The organism is Pseudomonas sp. 313 (assembly GCF_000316965.1).
GTDB classification, from domain to species: domain Bacteria; phylum Pseudomonadota; class Gammaproteobacteria; order Pseudomonadales; family Pseudomonadaceae; genus Chryseomonas; species Chryseomonas benzopyrenica.
Map to the genome: position 1 here is coordinate 1 of NZ_ANBZ01000061.1, position 15,779 is coordinate 15,779.

Genomic DNA, 15,779 nt, shown 5'->3' on the forward strand with positions numbered 1-15,779 from the left:
TTTTGGAGCAGGTCAACAGGTTATTTCAAGAAACTTCAATAAAGCGGGATGGGCGCTAGGCGATAACCCGCTTCGGTCGCGATGATCCGGTACTGCTTGATCTCGCCAGGCGTCAGCAGAATGGACTGGGAGATGCTGCTCGCCATGGGTGCTGCACAACCGCCCGGACCAGAAGAGGTAAGACTCACGGCGATTTCGCCAGGCGGCAGATTGAAGGAAGCACTCTGGCCAGCCATGAGGGTGCCGGCCAGTCGCCCCTGGATCACCAGACCTATATCGCATCCGGACCCTGAGTAGGCGTCGCCGCGGGTGATCATGAGGATGCCCGGCTGCCCTGTTCCGCCCTGGGGTACCTGAGCCGAGGCGAAAGAGCTGCAGAGTAAGGCCGTCAGCACACCGATAAGCAACTTCATGACTATCTCCTGCGGGGTCGCCAAGCACCTTAGCACTGCGCAGCCTGCCGTGCGCTGTTTCGCAGCAGGACCGCTTCAGGCGCCGCTTCAGGGCACGAAAACTGAGCAAGCAGTCAGGTTTGGTGCCAGGCCAGGCATCTGAAATTTTCCAGAATCCTTATACAACGCGTTGAAAAATAACTATTTTCGCCCGCCCACCGGAGCTTGGCGTCGATCTTGCTGAGCACGGCGAACGCTGTACATAACGAGAAAGCACTTCCAGGAGCCTACATGCGCAAGATCCTAACCACCGCGCTGCTGACCACGAGCCTGATTACAGCCGGTGTAGCCAACGCCGCAGACAGTCCACTGCTGTGGCACGGTGAAAGCCTCACCTATCTATATGGCAAAGATTTCCGGGTCGATCCCCGTATCCAGCAGACCGTCACCTTCGAGCATGCCAGCAGTTGGATCTGGGGCGATCTCTTCCTCTTCGTCGACAGCATCTGGTTCAACGGCGCGACCAATGCCAGCGACGGCCATCAGGGCTTCTATGGCGAACTCAGTCCACGACTGTCCTTTGGCAAGCTGTCCGGCCGGGATCTTTCCTTTGGCCCGGTCACCGATGTGCTACTCGCCACGACCCTGGAATACGACCAGAACGATGGCGAGGGCGCCGGCCGTGATCAGCGCAACTACCTGGTCGGTCCGGGTTTCGACCTCAAGGTGCCGGGCTTCGACTACTTCCAGCTGAATCTCTATTACCGCAAGCCGGATGGCGGCAGTGCGCCCTCGGGTGCCTGGCAACTCACGCCGGTATGGGCCTACACCCTGCCCCTGGGCAATTCGGATCTACTCATCGATGGCTACATGGACTGGGTGATGAACAACAAGGGTAGCTACCACGCCAACCTGCACTTCAATCCACAGGTCAAGTACGACCTGGGCAAGGCCATGGGTTACGAGGCCAAGCACCTTTATGTGGGTACCGAGTATGACTACTGGTCGGACAAGTACGGCATCAAGGACAGCGAGGGATTCCGTACCGACCAGAGCGTTTTCAGCTTCCTGGTGAAGTATCAGTTCTAGTCCGGCCAGACCCACTTGCGGCGCTGCGGTCGCTTTCCAGGCCAGCAGCGCCGCCGCGAGGTAATCACCATGACCAGTCCCGTCCGCGATGATCTGCTCTATGGCCTGGACGAACGTCCGGCCCCGTTCGCTGCCTTTTGTGCTGCCCTGCAGCACGTCCTGGCGAGCTTCGTGGGGATCGTTACTCCACCGCTGATCATTGCCGGGGCTCTGGGTCTGCACGAGCACCTGCCCTACCTGATCAGCATGGGGCTGATGGTGTCGGGCGTCGGCACCTTTCTGCAGGCCCGCGGTGCCGGTGGGCTGGGGGCGGGCATGATCTGCCTGCAGGGCACCAGTTTCTCCTTTCTGTCCGCGGTGCTGGCAGCCGGGATGCTGGTCAAGCAGCGCGGCGGGACACCGGAGGACATCCTGGCGATGATCTTTGGCGTCTGCTTCTTTGGCGCCTTCGTGCAGATCGGCCTGAGTCGCTGCCTGGGCCTGTTGCGCCGGGTGATCACGCCACTGGTGACGGGCATCGTCATCACCCTCATCGGCATCAGCCTGATCAGGGTGGGCGTCACCGATCTCGGCGGGGGCGCCAAGGCCACCAACTTCGGCGCGCCGATCAACCTGGCCCTCGGCGGCCTGGTCCTGGTGGTCATCATCGGCCTGAACCTGTCGCGGCGACCCTGGTTGCGGCTGTCGGCGGTGATGATCGGCCTGCTGGTGGGCTCCCTCGCCGCCTGGACCTGCGGCCTGTTGAAACCTCAGCCGCTGCCGGACCTGCCTCTGGTCAGCGTCCCCCTCCCCTTCCATTTCGGCTTCGCCTTCGACTGGTCGGCCTTCCTACCGGTCGCGCTCATCTATCTGATCAGCACCCTGGAAACCACCGGCGACCTGACCGCCAACTGCCTGATCTCGCGGCAGCCCATCGAAGGCCCCGGCTATCTGCGACGGTTGCGGGGCGGGGTCCTGGGTGATGGCGTCGCCTGCCTGCTCGCCGCCACCTTCAATACCTTTCCCAGCACCACCTTCGCGCAGAACAACGGGGTGATCCAGCTGACCGGCGTGGCCAGCCGCCATGTCGGCTACTGGATAGGCGCCATCCTGCTGGCGCTGGGCCTGTTCCCCGTGCTGGGCGCCGTCCTGCAGCAGATTCCCAAGCCGGTGCTGGGCGGTGCGACCCTGGTGCTGTTCGGCAGTGTCGCCGCGGCGGGGATACGGCTGCTGGCGCACTGCACCCTAGATCGCCGCAGCCTGCTGATCATCGCCACCTCCCTTGGCGTGGGTCTCGGTATCGCCAGCCAGCCGACGCTGCTGGATCAACTGCCGCCACTGGTGAAGAATCTCTTCGACACCGCGATCACCAGCGGCGGCATCACCGCCATCCTGCTCAACCTGTTGCTGCCCGAGGAGCGCCGCGCCGCGGTGACGGAATGCAGCTCGCCAGCGCCACACCGGTAAAGAGCCCTTGTGCCCAGGGCGGCGGGTACGCTATTGATGCCTGCCGCGCCTTTGGATCCTGCAGTTGTCATGACCCCTCTCGTACCCGCCCATCACGCCGGCCAGGACAAGCCGGCCGGACGCATCCGGCAGAAGAATGAGGAGTCGATCCTGAGCGCGGCGGAGGAGGAGTTCGCCCGTCATGGCTTCAAGGGCACCAGCATGAACACCATCGCGCAACGCGTCGGGCTGCCCAAGGCCAATCTCCATTACTACTTCAACAACAAGCTCGGCCTCTATATGGCGGTGCTGGGCAACATCCTCGAACTCTGGGACAGCACCTTCAACCACCTGACCGTGGAAGACGATCCGGCCGAGGCCCTGAGCCGCTATATCCGCGCCAAGCTGGAGTTTTCGCGCCGTCAACCACTGGCCTCGCGGATCTTCGCCATGGAGATCATCGGCGGCGGTCACTGCCTGTACGAGTATTTCGATCAGGACTACCAGACCTGGTTTCGCAGCCGGGCGGCGGTATTCGAGGCCTGGATCGCGGCCGGCAAGCTGGATCCGGTGGATCCGGTCCATCTGATCTTCCTGCTGTGGAGCAGCACCCAGCACTATGCCGATTTCGCCAGCCAGATCTGCCAGGTGACCGGTCGCACCCGTCTGACCCGGCAGGATTTCGACGAGGCGGCGCGGACCCTGACCCATGTCATCCTCAAGGGACTGGGTCTCCAGGCACCATGACCTCTACCCTGATCCAGGATGCCGCCTTCGAAGAAGAGGTGCGCAAGAGTCGTTTCCTCGCCCTCGCCGCACCCGTCACCACGGTGGAGGCGGCCATGGCTTTCATCGAGCGCGTGAGCGTGCCGACCGCGACCCACAACTGCTGGGCCTGGAGGCTCGGCAATCAGTACCGCTTCAATGACGACGGCGAGCCCGGCGGCACGGCGGGCCGGCCCATCCTGGCCGCCATCGAGGGGCAGGATTGCGACCAGGTGGTGGTGGTGGTCATCCGCTGGTACGGCGGCATCAAGCTGGGTACCGGTGGCCTGGTACGCGCTTATGGCGGTTGCGCCGCCCGTTGCCTGCAGCAGGCGGCCAAGCAGCCGCTGGTGGTGCGGCAGGATTATGGCTTCGCCTGTACCTATGCGGAATGGCCGCTGATCAAGGCCCGCTTGGCGGGCCTGGCGGTGCTGGTGCTCGAAGAGGATTACCAGGCGCTGGAAATCGCCCTGCGTATTGCCGTGGAGCCGCAACGGCGCGACGAGGTGGCGACCCTGCTGAGCAACCTGAGCAGCGGCCGCATCGTCCTGCGCGCGCTTTAGCGGCACGACCTTTGCTGTCTGGTGGTGCACGCCCTTCCGATTCGCACCGCCCTGGCGCATCCCTGCGCCAATCCGCCGTTGCGCTCTGTCTGGCGGCAAGACTGAACCTGCCGAGAGCTGCCAGGCGCCCCAAAAACGCGCATCAGGCAGCCGCCAGGCATGTTTTTGGTGCAACCCTTTGCGACGACTGCCCTGATGAACGAATTGCCTTCTGCCGTGGCGACCCTGGTCCACAGTGCCAATACCCTGTTCCTGCTGCTGGGCGCCGTGATGGTGCTGGCCATGCACGCCGGTTTCGCCTTTCTCGAAGCCGGCACCGTGCGGCACAAGAACCAGGTGAACGCCCTGTCCAAGATCCTCGCCGACTTCGCCATTTCCACCCTGGTGTACTTCTTCGTTGGCTACTGGATAGCCTATGGCGTGACTTTTTTCGCCCCCGCCCAGGTGCTGACCGCCGACAGCGGCTACGGACTGGTAAAGTTCTTTTTCCTGGCGACCTTCGCCGCGGCCATTCCGGCGATCATCTCGGGCGGCATCGCCGAACGGGCGCGCTTCGTGCCACAGCTCTGCGCCACCGCGCTGATCGTGGCCTTCGTCTATCCGTTTTTCGAAGGCCTGATGTGGAACAACAATCTCGGCCTGCAGGATAGGTTCGAAGCGCTGTTCGGTGCGCGCTTCCATGATTTCGCCGGCTCCGTGGTGGTGCACGCCATGGGCGGCTGGCTGGCGCTGGCAGCGGTGATGCTGCTGGGCCCCCGTCAGGGTCGCTATCGCGAAGGTCGGCTGGTGGCCTTTCCGCCGTCGAACATTCCCTTCCTGGCGCTGGGCTCCTGGATCCTGATCGTCGGCTGGTTCGGCTTCAACGTGATGAGCGCCCAGAGCCTGGCCGGCGTCAGTGGCCTGGTGGCCCTGAATTCGCTGATGGCCATGGTCGGCGGGACGGCTGCCGCCCTGCTCCTGGGACGCAACGATCCCGGCTTCCTGCACAACGGCCCCCTGGCGGGCCTGGTCGCCATCTGCGCGGGCTCCGATCTGATGCATCCCATCGCGGCGCTGGGGACCGGCCTGGTGGCGGGAGCCCTGTTCGTCTGGGCCTTCACCGCGGTGCAGACACGCTGGAAGCTGGACGATGTCCTGGGGGTCTGGCCGCTGCACGGCCTCTGCGGCGCCTGGGGCGGCATCGCCTGCGGCCTGTTCGGCCAGACCGCGCTCGGCGGTCTGGGTGGGGTGAGTCTGCTGGCGCAGCTGGCCGGCACCGGGTTGGGCATTGTCGTCGCCCTGCTCGGTGGCCTGGCGGTGTACGGGCTGCTCAAGGCGGTGCTGGGTCTGCGTCTGAGTCAGGAAGAGGAATACCAGGGCGCCGACCTGTCGATCCATCGCATCGCCGCCAACAGTCACGACGGCTAGCCGCCCAGGTTACCCACAGGGACCGTGCACAGTGATGTGGATAACCCGTGCATGAAGTCACGAGAACGCCACAGGGACCGGTCTGGCGGCGACTGGTGAAGAAATGAACACACAGCCAGTGTCGTGGCAGAGACCGGAGACGGCGGGACTCAGGTAGCCCACTGGCGAGCGGAGTCGGTAGAGTAGGCGACCCTTTCCCCAGGAGCGCTCCATGCCCGCCCTTTCGACCCTGCTGCCCTGGCTGCGCGAGGTGGACCGCACCACCCTGAAGGCGGATCTGGGTGCGGGTCTCCTGGGCGCGGTGCTGGCGTTGCCCCAGGGCGTGGCCTTCGCCACCCTGGCCGGACTGCCACCGCAGTATGGCGTCTATGGCGCGGTGGTGCCCTGCATCGTTGCTGCCCTGGCGGGCTCTAGTCGCCATGTGGTGACCGGTCCGACCAACGCCAACTCCCTGGCCCTGCTGGCAGCGCTGTCACCGCTGGCGCTCGCCGGCTCTGGTCCCTATATCGATCTGGCCCTGGCGGTGACCCTGCTGGTCGGCCTGCTGCAATTGACGGTCGGTGCCCTGCGCCTCGGCGCGGTGGCCAACTTCATCTCGCCTTCGGTGCTGCTCGGCTTCATGAGTGGCGCCGCCGTACTGATCGGGCTCTATTCGCTCAAGGACCTGCTCGGGCTGTCGCCGCCGCTGGGTACCTCGGCCTTCGGCGTCCTCGGCTATGTGCTCGCCCATCCCCTGGCGATCCACTGGCCCTCGCTGGTCATCGGTATGGTGACCCTGGTCGCCACCCTGCTGCTGCGCCGGCTGCGCCCGCGCTGGCCGACCATGCTGCTGGGCCTGCTGGCTGGTTGTCTGAGCGCCTGGATTCTGGAGCGCAGCGTGGCGGGCGCGGCTCAGGGGATCGCCACGGTCGGACGGATCCCCTCGGCGCTGCCGCCCTTCCATCTGCCCGACGTCACCCTGCAGGATCTGGGCAATCTCTCCGGGATCGCTGTGGCCCTGACCCTGGTGGCCCTCGGGCAGTCGCTGTCGATCGCCAAGGCGGTGGCCCAGCGCTCCGGGCAGCGGCTGGACGTCAATCGCGAATTCCGTGGCCAGGGCCTGGCCAACCTGGTGGGCGGCTGCTTTTCGGCCTATGTGTCCTGCGGCTCGCTGAATCGCTCCATGCCCAATTTCGAAGCTGGGGCCCGTACGCCGATGGCGGCGGTGTTCGCCGCCCTGCTGGTGGTAGCCCTGGTGGCCTTCGGAGGTGCCCTGATCGCTGCCATTCCGCTGGCGGCCATCGCCGCCACCCTGCTGCTGGTGGCGCGCGGCCTGCTGGACCTGGGTCGCTGGCGCGAGGTGCTGAAGGTCAGCCGTACCGAGGCGCTGGTGGCCGGGGTGACCTTTCTGGCGACCCTGACCATTCCGCTGGACCGCGCCGTGCTGCTGGGCACCCTGGTGTCCCTGGTGGCCTACCTCTATCGCACCTCGCACCCGGCGATCCGCCCGCTGGTACCGGACCCCCGCACCCCCGAGCGTCGTTTCACCCCGTTGGACGAACTGGGCCAGCCGGCGCAGGAGTGTCCGCAACTCAAGCTGGTGCGGGTGGAAGGCTCGGTGTTCTTTGGCGCCGTGCCCCATGTGGGCGATCAGTTGGACGGCTTTCGCAGCGCACAACCCGGCCAGAAGCATGCGCTGTTCATGACCAAGAGCATGAATTTCATCGATTTGGCCGGTAACGACCTGTGGCGGCGCGAATGGCGCGAGCGCCGGGCCCAGGGCGGCGATCTCTATTTCCATCGCCCGCGCACGCCGGTGCTGCAGCTGTTCGCCAAGACCGGGTTTCTCAAGGAGCTGGGCGAAGGCCATATCTTCTCGTCCAAGGATCAGGCCTTGCGCAGCATCTATCCGCGGCTGGATCCGGAAGTCTGCCGCAGCTGCACCGCGCGGACCTTCGTCGAGTGCGCGGCGCGCGCGGCGGAGCAGGCGCCAGGCGCGGACGCTGCCCGAACGGACTGCTAAGCTGGCGGTTTCCTTCTGCTGCTGGAGATCTCCATGACCGCTGTCCTGCGTCTCGCTCGCCGCCTCGCCCTGACCACTCTGCTGTTGCCGGGGCTGGCCCTGGCCCACGGCCATCTCAAGAGCGCCGAGCCCGCGCCCGACAGCACCAGCCCGGCACCGAAGCAACTGAGTCTGAGCTTTTCCGAGGGGATCGAAGCCGCCCTGAGTCAGGTGCAGCTGCAACGGCTGGATGGCCAGGCCAGCACGGCCATCACCACCGGCAAGGTCATTTCCGGCCGCGACGAACGTACCCTGGACGTCCCTCTGGAGGCGCCGCTGGAACCGGGTCGCTACCAGGTGAAATGGCGGGTGCTGGCCAAGGACGGGCACAAGACACAGGGCGATTACCGCTTCACCGTCCAGTAAGGATGGACGGCACACTGGCGACGCCCGATGCCTGGCGTCCCCTCGCCCGTACCCTCTTCCTGCTGCCGCTGCTGCTGACCTGGGGCTATCTGGCGCTGGCACTCTGGCTGGGTCGACCTGCATTGCGTCTCTGGCTGCTGGAACGGGCACGGTCCACCGCCCGCCTGCTGGGCGCACTGCTGCTGCTCGGGGTGCTGAGCCTGTTGCCGCTACAGGCAGCGCTGATGGGGGATGGCTGGGCGGATGCCTTCAACCTGCCCCTATGGCAACTCTATCTGGGCACGGCGGCCGGCCACGGCTGGCGCTGGCAACTGCCGCTGGGCCTGTTGCTGGCCCTGTGGCTGCTGGTGGGGCCCGGGGTCCGCAGCAACCACTGGCTGTGGGGATTCAGTGGCCTGCTGCTGGCCAGTCTGGCCCTGGGTGGCCATGCCGCCGCGACAGCCGGCTGGCTTGGCGGGGTGCATCAGCTGAATCAGGCGCTGCATCTACTGACCACGGGGCTCTGGCTGGGCAGCCTGCCCGGGGTGCTGCTGTGCCTGGGACGGCCACCGGCCAATCTGAGGGATGACGCCCAGCAGCTGCTGCGCAGCTACTCCCTGCCCGGGCAGATCAGCGTGGCGCTGGCGCTGCTCAGCGGTGCCTTCAACAGCCTGCTGATCCTCGGACCGGACGGCCTGCTGCGTTTGACGCCCTACTCCGGCCTGCTGCTGGCCAAGGTGCTGGCCGTGGCGATCATGGTCGCCCTGGCCCTGGCCAATCGTTACCTGCTGGTGCCTCGATTGGGACGAGGGCCCCGAACATGGCAGCTGCTGCGCCAGGCCACCGCCGTGGAGATCGCCCTGGGGGTGGTTGCCGTGGCACTGGTGGCAGCCTTCTCCGGCCTGGATCCCTATAGCTGAAACCGGGGCGACCGCTGTCGCCCCGGCCCTGCCTTAGAAGTAGACGTTCATGCCCAGGTAGATTTCCTTGCTGCTGTCGAGCTGGCTCGAACCGAGCTTGGCGCCGTCCTGGTCGATGTCCGGCTTGGCGTTGCTGCGCAGGTAGCGATAGCCGGCTTCCAGGGAGGTGCGGTCGTTGACCTGTTGCAGGATGCCCGCCTGGACGCCGGCCACATAGCCGAGGTCGCTGTCGTGGCCGAAGCTGGAACCGTCCTGGGTGACCCGGGCGACGCCCAGGGTGCCACCGCCGAACAGCTTGGTATTGCGGCCCAGGGGATAGAAGGCATCGTAGCTGCCGGTCAGGTCCTGCTGCTTGAGCCTCAGGCCAGCGCTGCTGCCACTGGCCTGGTCGAGGGTGGCGTAGTAGCGACCGGTAGTGTTCTGCTGGCCAAGACGCAGCCCCCAGGTATTGCTGCCGTCGAGGGCACCGTCGGTATCGGGGCTGTTCAGATTGCGGTCGAGGGCGTGGCTGTTGCTGAAGTTGTCATAGCTCTTGCCATAGGTGAGGCCGGCGAAGTTCTGGGCATCGGCGGCAAATACCTGATGACTGGCCAGGGCCAGCAGGCCGAAGAGGACGACACGGGATTTCAGGGCGTTCATGGTGAAAAGCTCCTCACGCGATGCGAATACAGCCCGACCGGCTGCGCAGCCATCTTTGGCGGAGGCGGATTAGCGCAGGATTAAGGAGGCTGAATCGAAGCTGAACGCTGAGGCAGGACGCAAGCGTGAACCGGACCGCCCGTTGCAGGCGGCCCGGTTTCTGGAATCAACGCTGACGGTGGTACTCGGTCACGCGCTGCACTTCTTCCTTGGAGCCCAGGAACACCGCCACCCGCTGGTGCAGGCCGTCGGGCTGGACGTCGAGGATACGCTGGTGACCGTTGGTGGCGGCGCCACCGGCCTGCTCGACCAGCATGGACATGGGGTTGGCCTCGTACATCAGGCGCAGCTTGCCGGGCTTTTCCGGCTCGCGGGCGTCGCGGGGATACATGAAGATGCCACCGCGGGTAAGGATGCGATGGACGTCGGCCACCATGGAGGCGATCCAGCGCATGTTGTAGTTCTTGCCCAGGGGACCTTCCTTGCCAGCCAGCAGCTCGTCCACATAACGCTTGACCGGGGCTTCCCAGTGGCGCTGGTTGGACATGTTGATGGCGAATTCGGCGGTGGTCTCGGGGATGGTGATGTCTTCGTGGGTCAGCACGAAGCTGCCCAGTTCGCGATCCAGGGTGAAGCCCTTGACGCCGTCACCCAGGGTCAGCACCAGCATGGTCTGGGGACCGTAGATGGCATAGCCGGCGGCGACCTGCTCGGTGCCCTTCTGCATGAAGGCTTCTTCGGTCACGTCACCGGTGGTGCTGCTGACGAAGTCCTTGCGCAGGATCGAGAAGATGGTGCCGACGGAGACGTTGACGTCGATGTTGGACGAGCCGTCCAGCGGGTCGAACATCAGCAGGTAGGCGCCCTTGGGATAGTGACCGGGGATCTGGTGAACCTGGTCCATCTCCTCGGAGGCCATGCCGGCCAGGGTGCCACCCCACTCGTTGGCTTCCAGCAGGATCTCGTTGGACAGCACGTCCAGCTTCTTCTGCACCTCGCCCTGGACGTTCTCGGTGCCCATGCTGCCGAGCACGCCACCCAGCGCCCCCTTGGACACCTCGTAGCTGATGCGCTTGCACGCCCGGGCCACGACTTCGATGAGGAAGCGCAGGTCGGCCGGGGTCTTGTGGCTGCGGGTCTGCTCGATGAGGTAACGACTGAGGGATATCCGGGACATCGCGGTGCTCCTTGTAATGATGGGCGCGAGTGTAGCGCCAAAGCTCAAGCTCCGTCTCAAGCAGAGCGGACCGTCAGGCCAGGTCTGCCAGCCAGTGCCGATTCCGGTTTCATCAACGGGGTGATGAGACGCTGGACACCGGCGGCCGACAGGGAACGCACACCTAGGCCGCGTCCGGGGTCTCCACGGCCAGCAGTACGCCTCGACCAGCACGGAGATTTTCGGCGCTGGGGTAGACTGCCGAGTCGGGTTCCAGTTCAGGCTGACGGCTGTCCAGCTGTATCAGCCAGTGATGTCCGTCACGTGACGGGGGCAGGCGCAGGTCGATTTCCTCCCGACGTGGCTGGAAGGCCAGCCAGATCCGCGCGGCCTGGGGTTGGTCCTCGCCATCGAGGGCTTCCAGAGTGAGGCTCAGCGGCAAGCTGCCGGCCGCCTGCCAGCGCCCGTCGTCCATCGCTGCGCCGTCGGCATCGAGCCATTCGATCCGGACCCAGCCACGGGGATCGGGTCGTCCGAGCAGCCGCTGCGCCTGCAGGGCCGGTAATGCCTGGCGCAGCGCCATGAGGCGGCCGACAAAGGCACTCTGCAGCCTTCCGGCGGGGCTGGCGGCCTGCTGCCAGTCCAGCCAGGACAGTTCGTTGTCCTGTACATAGGCATTGTTGTTGCCCTGCTGGGTGCGGCCGAATTCGTCGCCGGCGGTCAGCATGGGCTCGCCACCGGCGAGGATCAGGGTCGCCAACAGGGCACGCTGGTCGGCGGCGCGGGCCTCCTGGATGGCCGGATCGTCGCTCGGTCCCTCGACGCCGTTGTTCCAGCTCTTGTTGTCGGTGGTGCCGTCGCGATTCCCTTCGCCGTTGGCTTCGTTGTGCTTCTCGGCGTAGCTGACCAGGTCGGCGAGGGTGAAGCCGTCGTGGGCGGTGATGAAGTTGACGCTGGTGCGCAGCAGGCGATCGCCGGCGCCGAAGAGATCGGCGCTACCGGCCAGGCGGGTGGCCAGGGCGCCACGCAGCCCCTCGTCACCGCGCCAGAAGCGGCGGACGTCGTCGCGGAAGGCGTCGTTCCATTCCTGCCAGGGCGCGCGGAAGGCGCCGACCTGATGCCCACCGGGACCGATGTCCCAGGGTTCGGCCACCAGCCGCACCTGGCGCAACACCGGATCCTGGGCCAGGGCCTGGAGCAGTGGTGCATCGCGATCGAAGCCGCTTTCCAGACGACCGAGCGCGGGCGCCAGGTCGAAGCGGAAGCCATCGACGCCGGCAGCCGTGACCCAATAGCGCAGGCTGTCCAGGGTCAGGCGCAGCGCTGGCGGGCTGTAGAGCGCCAGGCAGTTGCCGCAGCCCATGTCGTTGATATAGCGCGCCGGATCGTCCGGCTGCAGGCGGTAGTAGCCGGCGTTATCCAGGCCGCGCAGATTGAAGGTGGGGCCCAGTTCGTCACCTTCGCCGGTATGGTTGAAGACTACGTCGAGCAACACCTCGAAGCCGGCCGCCTGCAGGGTAGCCACCGTCTCGCGTAATTCGCCCAGGGCATCGCGGCCGGCCAGGCGCGGATCGACGGCGGCCATGACCACCGGGTTGTAGCCCCAGTAGTTGGCCAGCCCCAGGGCGGGCAGATGCCGATCGTCGGCCCAGGCAGCGATGGGCAGCAGCTCCAAGGTGGTGACGCCGAGGCGCTGCCAGTGCTCGATCAGCGCGGGATGCCGCAACGCCGCCAGGGTGCCGCGCTGGCGGGCCGGGACCTTCGGATGCAATTTGGTCTGGCCGCGGACGTGCAATTCGTAGATCAGCCCGGCATCGCCTCGCTTGGGCGCAGGCGTCAGGGCGTCAACGGGCGGCAGGACGATGGCCTTGGGAACATGGGCGCCGCTGTCGCGCTCGTCCGGGCGGTTAGGGTCTTCGGGGTGGAAGCCATAGGTGCTGGGGTGCAGCTGGAAGGGCCGGTCCACCGCCAGCGCCCAGGGGTCCACCAGCAGCTTGTGCGCATTGAATCTGAGCCCGTCCTGGGGACGATAGGCGCCGTGGGCGCGCAGGCCGTACCTCAGCCCGGGCTTGGCGCCGGGTAGGAAACCGTGCCAGACGCCGCCCTCGTGTTCGCGAAAGGCCAGGCGCTGGGTCTCGGCCTCTCCCTTGGCATCGTAGAGGCAGAGGTCGACGGCTTCGGCGGCCGGGGACCAGACGGCGAAGTTGATCCCGCCGTCGACGATGGTGGCGCCGTAATGGGCGGGACTGCCCGCTTCGAGGCGGGTGGAGGTGCGGGGCATGGGGACTCCGGTGACAGGCGTGTGGGGCGGATGTCGCTGGGATGTAGACGTCGTGGAGGGCAGGGGTTCTCAGTCGGGAGATAAGTGATCGCGGCCATGGGCCGCTCCTACGGATGCCCTGTAGGAGCGGCCCATGGCCGCGATAGACCCTATAGCGGCTACAGCGCCCTCCAGATCTCCGTGGCGTATTCGCGGATGGTGCGGTCGGAGGAGAACCAGCCCATGCTGGAAGTGTTGATCACCGCCGATTGCCACCATTTGTCCGGCTGCTGCCAGCGGGTCTCGACCTGGCGCTGGGCGTCCCAGTAGGCGTCGAAGTCGGCGCACACCAGGAAGCGATCGTGCCAGGTCAGGACGTCGAGCAGGCTGTTGTAGCGCGCCGGCTCGTCGGGCGAGAACTGGCCGGCGCGCAAACCAGACAGCACCTGCGCCAGGCGCGGCGAATTCTCGATGATGTCAGAGGAGATGCCACCGCTGCGCTGACGCTCCTCCACCTCGGCCGCCTTGAGACCGAAGATGAACATGTGTTCTTCCCCGATCAGCTCGCACATCTCCACGTTGGCGCCGTCCAGGGTGCCGATGGTGAGAGCGCCATTGAGGCCGAACTTCATGTTGCTGGTGCCCGAGGCTTCCATCCCGGCGGTGGAGATCTGCTCGGACAGGTCCGCCGCCGGGATGATGACCTCGGCGAGGCTGACATTGTAGTTGGGCAGGAAGACCACCTTGAGCAGGTCGCGGGTCAGGGGATCGTTGTTGACCACCTTGGCCACGTCGTTGGCCAGCTTGATGATCAGCTTGGCCTGGTGATAGCTGGCCGCGGCCTTGCCGGCGAAGATCTTGACCCGGGGCGTCCAGTCGCCGTTGGGGTTGTCGCGGATGGCCTGGTAGAGGGCGATGGTCTGCAGCAGATTCATCAGCTGCCGCTTGTACTCGTGGATGCGCTTGATCTGGACATCGAACAGCGCGCCGGGATCGAGATCGATCTCCAGCCGCTGCTTCACCAGACTGGTGAAGGTGTCCTTGTTGCGCTGGCGCTGCAGGGCGAAGCGCTCGCGGAAGTTGGCGTCATTGGCATAGGGCTTGAGCTGCGGCAGGGTCTTTTCCGGGTCGTGCAGCACACCCTGGCCGAGGGTATCCACCAGCAGGTCGGTCAGCGCCGGATTGGCCTGGTGCAACCAGCGGCGGAAGGTGATGCCATTGGTCTTGTTGTTGATGCGATCCGGATAGAGGCGGTGCAGCGAGCGGAAGACCGTCTTGCGCATCAGGTCGGTGTGCAGCCCCGAGACGCCATTGATGCTGTGGGAACCGAGGAAGGCGAGGTTGCCCATGCGCACCCGGCGACCCTGGCTTTCGTCGATCAGGGAGACATAGGAGATCATGGCGCCATCGGTTTCGCCGCGGGCACGCAGGGAGTCGAGGAACTGCGCATTGATCAGGTAGATGATCTGCATGTGCCGCGGCAGCAGACGTTCCATCAGCTGCACCGGCCAGGTCTCCAGGGCCTCGGGCAGGAGGGTGTGATTGGTGTAGCTGAGGGTGCCGACGGTGGTGCTCCAGGCGGCGTCCCAGGGAATGCCGTGGATGTCCACCAGGAGTCGCATCAGCTCGGCCACGGCGATGGCCGGGTGGGTGTCGTTGAGCTGGATGGACACGTGCTCGGGCAGGCTGAGCAGGTCGTTGTGCTGCTTGAGGTGGCGGCGGGTCAGGTCGGCCAGGGAGGCGGCGACGAAGAAATACTCCTGGCGCAGGCGCAGTTCCTGGCCGGCTTCGCTGCTGTCGGCCGGATAGAGCACCCGCGAGATGCTCTCGGCGCGGGCCTCGTTGGCCACGGCGCCGACATGGTCGCCGGCGTTGAAGGTTTCCAGGTGGAGGATCTCCAGCGGTCGGGCGCGCCAGAGTCTCAGGGTATTGGCGCCCTCCCCGCCCCAACCGATCACCGGGGTGTCGTAGGCCACCGCGCGGATGCGCTCGCCGGGCGTCCACACCTGGCGCCGCGGATCACCTTCGCCATAGGGGGCGACATGGCCGCCAAAGCCGATCTCGTACACCACTTCGGCGCGTTCGAATTCCCAGGGGTTGCCGAAATCCAGCCAGTTTTCCGGCTGCTCCAGCTGGAAGCCATCGGCGATCACCTGGCGGAACAGCCCGTGTTCATAGCGGATGCCGTAGCCATGGCTGGCGATGCCCAGGGTAGCCATGCTCTCCATGAAGCAGGCGGCCAGGCGACCCAGGCCGCCGTTGCCCAGGGCGGCGTCCGGCTCCAGCCCGCGAATGCGTTCCAGATCGACGCCCAGGTCGGCCAGGGCGCGGCGAGTCTCTTCGAGGATGCCGAGGTTGGACAGGCTGTCGATCAGCAGCCGACCGATGAGGAATTCCAGGGACAGGTAGTAAACCCGCTTTTGGCCGGTGCGATAGGCATCGCGGGTGCGACTCATCCAGCGGTCGACGATGTAGTCCCGGGCGGCCAGGGCAGTGGCCTGGAACCAGTCGTGATCGAGGGCGTTGTCGGGATCCTTGCCGACGGCGTAGGTGAGCTTGGAGAGGATGTTGGTACGGAGCGCGGAAACTTCGTTGGGCGAGATGAAGCGGGGTCTCGTCATCAGGATTGACCTCTGCAAGCGCTTAGGAATCAGATCGCGAAGTGGCCGCGGATAATGCGGCGCGTGCCGTTCGCCTTACTTTTAGGCGAAACGAAGGGGACGTCCAAGCATTTTTTCGACCCATCAGACGGTTAGACGTTACCCCTTCCTTCTCTC

13 protein-coding genes are annotated in these 15,779 nt (G+C 65.7%); 8 read left to right on the plus strand and 5 right to left on the minus strand.

Annotation, left to right across the window (positions count from 1 at the left end):
- Positions 1-35: 35 nt before the first annotated feature.
- The gene (locus C722_RS0111635; RefSeq protein ID WP_017640656.1) at positions 36-413 is read right to left on the minus strand and encodes a hypothetical protein; all 378 of its coding nucleotides are present in this window, start codon (positions 411-413) and stop codon (positions 36-38) included.
- Between the two features lie 270 nt (positions 414-683).
- On the opposite strand from C722_RS0111635, the gene C722_RS0111640 reads away from it, so the two are divergent.
- The 8 genes from C722_RS0111640 (at position 684) to copD (ending at position 8,947) form a co-directional block, all read left to right on the plus strand.
- A complete protein-coding gene (locus C722_RS0111640; protein ID WP_017640657.1) occupies positions 684-1,481 on the plus strand; it encodes an outer membrane protein OmpK in 798 nt (265 codons plus the stop codon).
- A gap of 69 nt (positions 1,482-1,550) precedes the next feature.
- Positions 1,551-2,927: a nucleobase:cation symporter-2 family protein gene (locus C722_RS0111645; RefSeq protein WP_017640658.1), complete on the plus strand. Its 1,377-nt coding sequence runs from the start codon at positions 1,551-1,553 to the stop codon at positions 2,925-2,927.
- Positions 2,928-2,996: 69 nt separating this feature from the next.
- A complete protein-coding gene (locus C722_RS0111650) occupies positions 2,997-3,653 on the plus strand; it encodes a TetR/AcrR family transcriptional regulator (protein ID WP_017640659.1) in 657 nt (218 codons plus the stop codon).
- Complete coding sequence (locus C722_RS0111655) at positions 3,650-4,234, plus strand: YigZ family protein (protein ID WP_017640660.1); 585 nt, start codon at positions 3,650-3,652, stop codon at positions 4,232-4,234. Before C722_RS0111650 ends, C722_RS0111655 begins: the two co-directional genes overlap by 4 nt.
- Before the next feature lie 195 nt (positions 4,235-4,429).
- Positions 4,430-5,641 (plus strand): ammonium transporter, encoded by a 1,212-nt coding sequence (locus C722_RS0111660; protein WP_017640661.1) that lies wholly within the window; start codon positions 4,430-4,432, stop codon positions 5,639-5,641.
- Between the two features lie 211 nt (positions 5,642-5,852).
- The gene (locus tag C722_RS0111665) at positions 5,853-7,643 is read left to right on the plus strand and encodes a SulP family inorganic anion transporter (protein ID WP_017640662.1); all 1,791 of its coding nucleotides are present in this window, start codon (positions 5,853-5,855) and stop codon (positions 7,641-7,643) included.
- A 33-nt stretch (positions 7,644-7,676) separates the two neighbouring features.
- Positions 7,677-8,048 (plus strand): copper homeostasis periplasmic binding protein CopC, encoded by a 372-nt coding sequence (gene copC / locus C722_RS0111670; protein ID WP_017640663.1) that lies wholly within the window; start codon positions 7,677-7,679, stop codon positions 8,046-8,048.
- 2 nt (positions 8,049-8,050) lie between these two features.
- Complete coding sequence (copD, locus tag C722_RS0111675; RefSeq protein ID WP_017640664.1) at positions 8,051-8,947, plus strand: copper homeostasis membrane protein CopD; 897 nt, start codon at positions 8,051-8,053, stop codon at positions 8,945-8,947.
- Between the two features lie 33 nt (positions 8,948-8,980).
- Here the strand turns inward: copD and C722_RS0111680 are convergent, their stop codons facing one another.
- The 4 genes from C722_RS0111680 to C722_RS0111695 all read right to left on the minus strand — a co-directional run bounded on the left by C722_RS0111680 (position 8,981) and on the right by C722_RS0111695 (position 15,623).
- Positions 8,981-9,586: an outer membrane protein gene (locus C722_RS0111680; protein ID WP_017640665.1), complete on the minus strand. Its 606-nt coding sequence runs from the start codon at positions 9,584-9,586 to the stop codon at positions 8,981-8,983.
- 166 nt (positions 9,587-9,752) lie between these two features.
- On the minus strand, positions 9,753-10,763 hold the full coding sequence (locus tag C722_RS0111685) for a class 1 fructose-bisphosphatase (protein WP_007162011.1): 1,011 nt from the start codon (positions 10,761-10,763) through the stop codon (positions 9,753-9,755).
- 163 nt (positions 10,764-10,926) lie between these two features.
- Positions 10,927-13,023, minus strand: a complete 2,097-nt coding sequence (gene glgX, locus C722_RS0111690) for a glycogen debranching protein GlgX (RefSeq protein WP_017640666.1) — start codon at positions 13,021-13,023, stop codon at positions 10,927-10,929.
- Between the two features lie 158 nt (positions 13,024-13,181).
- Positions 13,182-15,623: a glycogen/starch/alpha-glucan phosphorylase gene (locus tag C722_RS0111695; RefSeq protein WP_017640667.1), complete on the minus strand. Its 2,442-nt coding sequence runs from the start codon at positions 15,621-15,623 to the stop codon at positions 13,182-13,184.
- Positions 15,624-15,779 lie beyond the last annotated feature (156 nt).